Annotated in this window: 5 protein-coding genes; 1 reads left to right on the top strand and 4 read right to left on the bottom strand. The window is 70.8% G+C overall.

All coding sequences use genetic code 11. From position 1 onward, the window contains the following. From HUV06_RS13815 to HUV06_RS13800, 4 genes are all read right to left on the bottom strand, one after another. On the bottom strand, nt 1-807 hold an 807-nt coding region (locus HUV06_RS13815; RefSeq protein ID WP_174301834.1), incomplete at its 3' end, for a TolC family protein. Beyond that, complete coding sequence (locus HUV06_RS13810; RefSeq protein ID WP_174301833.1) at nt 800-3,262, bottom strand: ABC transporter permease; 2,463 nt, start codon at nt 3,260-3,262, stop codon at nt 800-802. The genes HUV06_RS13815 and HUV06_RS13810, both read right to left, overlap by 8 nt. 265 nt (nt 3,263-3,527) lie before the next feature. Further along, a complete protein-coding gene (locus tag HUV06_RS13805) occupies nt 3,528-4,208 on the bottom strand; it encodes an ABC transporter ATP-binding protein (RefSeq protein ID WP_174301832.1) in 681 nt (226 codons plus the stop codon). A 17-nt stretch (nt 4,209-4,225) separates the two neighbouring features. Further along, nucleotides 4,226-5,548 (bottom strand): efflux RND transporter periplasmic adaptor subunit, encoded by a 1,323-nt coding sequence (locus HUV06_RS13800; RefSeq protein ID WP_217433881.1) that lies wholly within the window; start codon nt 5,546-5,548, stop codon nt 4,226-4,228. 128 nt (nt 5,549-5,676) lie between these two features. Here HUV06_RS13800 and HUV06_RS13795 point away from each other — a divergent pair. Next, on the top strand, nt 5,677-6,683 hold a 1,007-nt coding region (locus HUV06_RS13795), incomplete at its 3' end, for a sigma-54 dependent transcriptional regulator (protein ID WP_174301831.1).

Below are 6,683 nucleotides of genomic sequence, written 5' to 3'. Positions count from 1 at the left end.
GGCCTCGGCCGCGTCGAAGGCGGCGTCGACGCTCGGCGGCAGACCGGGCAGCGGGGGCGGCTCGCCCAGCTCTCCCGGCGCCTGGCCCACGGTTGCCAGGTATTCCGCGCGGCTGATGGCGAGCTGGGCGCGGGCGGAGGCCACCAGGGCCTGGGCTGCGGCGAGCTGGGCCTGGGCCTGGGCCACGTCGACCCGGTTCACCTGGCCTACGGTGAACTTGGCCTGGGTCTCGTCCGACTGGCTGCCGAGCACCAAGGTCGCCTCGTTGCGGATGCGCAGGATTGCGGCGTCGCGGCGCACGTCCTCGTAGGCGGTCACCACGGCCTGCAGCACGTTGGCCTCGGTGACGCGCAGCGCCTGGCGGCCGGCCCCCACCGCCGCCTCGGCCGCGCCCACCTCCGCAGCCACCTTGCCGCCGGTATAGAGCGGCTGGGTCGCGGTGATCGCGCCATAGCCGTAGTTGTAGCTGGAGGGCTCGCCTCCGCTCGCGCCGCCGGTCTGAGGCGCTCCGGTGGTCGTGCCGGGCACGCCGCCGCTCTGGCCGAGCCCGCTGGAGGCCTCGTGGCCGAAGTCGGTTTGCTGCCAGTAGGCCTGGCCGCTCAGCCCGATCGTCGGGCCCCAGCCCGCGCGGGCCTGGACATAGCCCTCGTCCAGCGTGCGCAGGGAGGCGCGCTGGGCCAGCAGCTGCGGATTGGTCTGGTAGGCGAGCGCAATGGCCTCCGCCAGCGTCTCGGCCCGAGCAGGGCCGGCCGCGCTCCAGCCCAGCCCCGCCAGCATCAGCAGGAGGCTCGCCGCTGGCCTATTCATGGCGGAGCGCCCTGGCCGGCTCGGCGCGCGCCACGGCCAGCGCCTGGCCCGCCACCGTCAGGAGCGCGACCGCCAGCATCAGGGCCGAGGCGCCCAGGAAGTAGAGCGGGTTCAGCCCGATCCTCTGGTCGAACCCGTTCAGCCAGCTCCGCATGGCGATGTAGGCCACCGGCCAGGCCACGAGGTTGGCGAGCAGCACCGGCCGAAGGAACTGGCCGATCAGGAGCCGCAGCACGTCGGCGGTGGAGGCGCCAAGCGTCTTCCTGATGCCGATCTCCCTCACCCGTCGCGCGGTATTGAAGGAGGCCAAGCCGTAGAGCCCGACGCACCCGATGGCGACGGCGAGGACCGCGCCGAGAGTGAAGAGCCGGCCGTGCTGGTCGTCGGGGCGATAGTAGCGGGCCAGGTTTTCGTCGGCGGTGTGCGCTCGGAAGGAGGCGCCGGGGACAATCGACGTCCAGGTCCGATGCAAGCGCGCCAGCATCTCCGGCGATGGAACGCCGGTATAGCGGACGGCGGCGATCATGCTGTCGAAGTCGTGGGTGGAAAGGAGATAAACGGCCGACTGCACCGGTTCATGCGGGGAGCGCAGGCGGGTGTCGCGGATCACGCCCACTACGGTTAGGGGTGTGAAGCCGCCGGCATCCAGCCCCTGCAACACCCGCTGACCGATGGCACTCTGGGCGTCCGCGAAGCCCAGCTGGCGCAGCGCGCTTTCATTCAGAACGACGTTGCGCATGGGTCGAGGCTGGCCGGGAGGCCAACCTCCGGGCGGCGGAAGGGGCTTGTCGTCGCCGCCGCGCGCAGGACCAAGCCAGCGCCCGGCGACAAGGTGCGCACCGTAGGTCTCCAGGAAGTCTGGATGCACCGTGTTCCAGTAGACGGACTGCCCCTCGCCGGACTGTTTCGGGCGTTTGAAGTTGTTCGCGTTGGTGTTGTGCTGCGTGCCAGGCGAGACGTTGGAGGCCGTGTCGGCGACCACGCCTGGAAGGCCTCTCCAGGCCTCCAGCAGGCTTTGCCGCTGGGCCTTGGGGACCTGTGCGTCGTCGAAGGAGGTGACCACGATCAAGCCGTCCCGTTTGAAGCCGAGGTCGGCGGAGCGGAGATAGCGCATCTGGGTGAAGATGACGGCGGTCGCGATCGCGAAGGCGATCGCCACGGCGAACTGGAAGAGCACCAGCGCTTCGCGCACACGCCCGCCGCTCCGGCCGCCGCCGGGAGTGCGGGCGGAGGCGAGCACCTGGGCAGGGCGATAGCGCGTCAGCAGGACGGCGGGATAGAGCCCTGCCCCGACGCCGACCACCACCATGGCGAGGAGTACCGCGGGCAAGGGACCGTCAAGGCTGAGATAGTCGAGCCGCAAGGCGAGTCCGCCCGCCGCGTTGACCAGAGGCAAGGCGAGTTCGCAGAGCGCCAGCCCGACAAGGGTGGCGAGCGCCGCCAACGCCATCGACTCCGCCATGAACTGGGCGAACAAGGCCGGCGGGGTCGCGCCCATCACCTTGCGGATCGCCACCTCGCGGGCGCGCAGGCCCGCCCGCGCGGTGGCCAGGTTCACGTAGTTGACGGCTGCAAGCAGGAGCGTCAGTGCGCCCACGGCGGCGAGGCCAGCCGCCACCGGGCCAACCTTGGTGTCCACCACATGCAGGCTCCGGAGCGGGCGCAGGCTGAGCGACAACTGGTCGTGCGGGGCCGGCGGCGGGATGATGTCCTTGGCCGCATGGCGGTCGATGAAGCGGCCAAAGTCCGCCGCCTGGGCCGAGGCGGCCGTCGCGGAGGGGAAGCGCAGGTAGGTCTCCAGGTGCTCGCTGCCCCAGTGGCGCCAGTTGTCCCGGGTCGCGATGAGCTGCGGCGTGAGCGGCGTCAGGAAGTCAAGCGTCAGGTCGGTGGTCTTGGGCGGGTCCGGCAGGACGCCCGTGACGCGGAAGGTGTGGGGGTCGCCTTCCAAACTCACCTGCAATCGACGCCCGAGCACGTCGTCGTCGCCGAAATACAGGCGAGCCTTGGTCTGGGTCAGCACGACGCTGTCGGGCGCCTGGAGAGCCGAACCCTGATCGCCCCGCAGCAGCTTGAGAGGAAACACCCGGAGGAAGCCGGGATCGACGATGGAGAGCTCCTCGGACTGCAGGTCCGCCCCGCGGCGCAGGGTCATGTTGTCCCCCATGATGCGCGTGCCGACCAGGTTCGGGTAGTCCGCCCGGAGCTCCTCCAGCGCGCCGCCCATGGACGAGCTGGAGTCGTCCTTGGGCGCTCCGGGCATGTGCCATTGAGTCCGGAGTTCGTAGATCTGCCCCGCATCCGGTATCCACTTCTCGAAGCCCGTCTCGAAGCGGACGTCGAGCCAGAGCACGAGGAAGACCGCGATCCCCACCGCCAGGCCAAGCACGTTCAGCGCCGCGTACAGGCGGTGGCGGGTCAGGGAGCGGTAGAGGGTGACGAGGTAGTGGGCCCACATGGCTCAGGCCTCCTCTTCAAGGGCCTGTAGGCGGATGGGCGCGGCTGGGCTCGGCGAGACCTGGCGGAGGAGCCCGCGCCCCGAGCCCTCCCCCTCGAAGGGGGAGGGTTGGGAGGAGGTGTGCGCGCCGCGGCTGAAGCGGAGGGCGCTGGAGGCGCCGCCTCCTATGGGCTTCCACACATCGCCTGCACTCACCCCCATCCCTGCCCTTCCCCCCTCGAGGGGAAAGGGGTCACCTGACGGTTGAATGATCATCTTCGCCCCCTCAGATCGCGCGGGTGGCGGACACGACCACTCGGCCGTCGAGCATGTCGATCCGCCGCCGGGCGAGGTCCGCGTGGCTCGGCGAGTGGGTGACCATGATCACCGTGGCGCCCTCGCCGTTCAGGGCCTGCAGGATGTCCATGACCTGGGCGCCGTTCTCGGTGTCCAGGTTGCCGGTGGGCTCGTCGGCCAGGATCAGGCTCGGGCGGCCCACGATGGCCCGGGCGATGGCGGCGCGCTGCTGCTGGCCGCCGGAGAGCTGGTTCGGATAGTGGCGGGCGCGGTGGGCCACGCCGACCCGGTCCATGGCCGCCTCCACCCGGGCGCGGCGGTCCTTGCCCGCCCATCGGCGGTAGACCAGGCCGAGCTCGACGTTCTCCGCGATGGTCAGCTCGTCGATCAGGTTGAAGCTCTGAAAGACGAAGCCGAGGTTCTCGCGCCGCAGCTGCGCCAGCTTCGCTTCGTTCAGGTCCGCCACCTCCTGATCCTTGAAACGATACCGGCCGCTGGTAGGACGATCGATCGTCCCCAGGATGTTAAGCAGCGTGGACTTGCCGCAGCCGGACGGGCCCATGACGGCGACGAACTCGCCCTCCCCGATCTGCAGGTCGATGTTGCGGAGCGCGGTCGTCTCCACCTCGTCGGAGCGGTAGAGTCGATGGACGTCGGACAGGGTCAGCATGGGGCGTCCTCTGGCGTTCAGTGCAGGATCAGATGGTTGAGCTTGTCGAAGCCGGCGTAGCTGGAGACCACCACGCGCTCGCCGGGACGCAGGCCGGAGGTGATCTCCACCTGTTCGGGGTTGCGGCGGCCCACGCTCACCGGGCGGCGGTCGGCCCGACGGCCGTCGGCGGCCATGACGAACATCGTCGCTCCGCCGCCCTCCAGCCATCCGGAGTTCGGGACCACCAAGGCCCGGCGGGTGTCGCCGAGCGTGATGCGCAGGTCCGCGCCCTCGCCGCGGCGGAGCCCCTGAGGCGCTGCGCCCTTGAAGGTCAACTCGACACGGAAGCGGCCATCGGTGACCTGGGGCAGGACCCGGCTGACTACCAGGTCCATCTCGGCGCCCTCCAGGTCAGCCGTCGCAGGCTCGCCGGGCTGGACCCGGCCGAGATAGTATTCGTCCACGTCGGCGGTCAGCTTGTAGGCGCCCTCCGAGTCGATCTGGCCGGCGGGGTCGCCCAGCTTCAGCGACTGGCCGGGCTGGAGCTGGAAGTCGGTCAGCCGCCCGGCGACCGGCGCGCGGATGACCAGGGCGTCCAGGCTCGATCGCACCACGTCCAGGCTCTGGCGCAGCCCGGCGTTGGTGCGGGAGATTTCGGCGCTCTGGATCGAGGCCAGCCCCGCCTGCTGCGTCTGGCCGGCGCGAAGCTGGGCCAGGCGCGCGCGGTCGTAGGCGGCGGTGTCGGCATAGGTCTTCAGCTCGGCGTCGGAGACGATGTCCTTGTCGTGCAGCTGCTTGCGAATGTCGTAGTCATGCTCGGCCTTCAGCAGGTCGAACGAGGCCTGCGAGACCTGGCCCTCGGCGTCCAGCCGGTTCTTCTCCAGGCTCAGAGACTGGGCGCTGACGTCGCCGAGCCGGCCGGCGATGTCGGCCTCCTTGGAGGTGACGTCAAGCTTCAGCTGCGGGTTGGTCAGGGTGGCGAGCGCGGCGCCCGCGGGCACTTGGACGCCGTCCAGCACCAGCACCTTGTCGATTTGGCCGCCAGAGACGGCGGTGACGTAGGTGGTGTGGAGCGGCGCCACCGCGCCACGAACCGGCAGATAGTCCTGGAACGGCGCCTCGGCGGCGGTGGCCACCTGCAGGTCAGCCGCCTTGACGCTCAGGCTGCCCGACGGCGGCAATCGGATCAGGCCTGCCGCCGCCAGGGCCAGCAAGGCCCCGCCGCACAGCGCGACCAGCAAGGTGCGCTGCAGCTTGCGATGGGGGCGCTCGATGCGGCGGTCCATGGCCGCACCGCCGCCGGCCGGCAGCGGCTCGGCCCCGGCTGAGGGCGAAGGAATGAGCGGACGATCCGTCATGGCCAGAACAGGCTAAGCTATCTGGCGGACATAACTAAATGGCTGAGCCGGTTGACTTAATGAGGTTACACCGGCTTCATGTGTTCGCCTGAAGACCCAAGTGTCCGCTTCCGAACATGACCGAGGCTGTGTCAACACCTGCTGATCAGGCCGGCCACGTCCTGTTCGTCGACGACGATGCAGACGTGGTGAAGGCCGCCGCCCTGCTGCTCGGCCGCCACGGGCTGAAGCTCACCAGCGCGCGCGACCCGCTGGAGGCGCGCAGCCGGCTGGCGGCCGAACGGATCGACGTGGTGCTGCTCGATCTGAACTTCACCCGCGGCGCCACCTCCGGCGAGGAGGGCTTTCGCTGCCTGCAGCAGCTGCTGGCCGACGACCCGCAGGCGGTGGTGGTGGTGATCACCGCCCACAGCGGCGTCAGCGTGGCGGTGCGCGCCATGCAGGCAGGCGCCAGCGACTTCGTCATGAAGCCCTGGAACAACGCACGCCTGCTGGCCACGGTGCGCGACGCGTTGGAGCTCCGCCGCCGCCGCATCTCGCGATCGTCGGACGCGCTGGTGGACGCGGAGCCGGAAGCGACGCTGCTCGGGGAGAGCGCGGCGATGGAGCGCGTCCGCAACCTGGTCGCCCGGGTCGGCCCGACTGAAGCGCCGGTCTTGGTGCTTGGCCAGGCGGGGATGGGGAAGAGTCTGGTCGCGCGGCGGCTCCACCTCGCCTCGCCCCATAGCCAGGGTCCCTACATCGCGGCGCACCTGGCCCAGCTCAGCACCGATGAGGCCGAGCGCGCCCTGTTCGGCGACCGGCTCGCGACCGACGGCGCCCTGGCCCAGGCCCGAGGCGGCGCCCTGGTGCTGGACGAAGTGGGCGACCTTGCCCCGGCGGTCCAGGCTCGCCTGGTCGCGGCGCTGACCTGCGGCGGCGGCCCCGGAGCCCGGATCATCTCCACCAGCCGGCGGACCCGCGCCGGCCTGCAGGGCCGCGGGGGCCTCGGCGACGAGCTGCTCTACCGGCTGAACACGGTGGAGATCACCCTGCCGCCGATGGCGGAGCGGGCGGGCGACGCGGTGCTGCTGGCCGAGCACTTCCTGCGCCTGGCCGCACGCCGCCACGGGCACATGCTGCGCCCGCTGTCGCC

The sequence above is a fragment of the Caulobacter sp. S45 genome, assembly GCF_903642205.1.
Lineage (GTDB): Bacteria > Pseudomonadota > Alphaproteobacteria > Caulobacterales > Caulobacteraceae > CAHJWH01.
The sequence above is the reverse complement of the archived record's forward strand: the minus strand, read 5'-3'. Positions and strand labels throughout refer to the sequence as shown.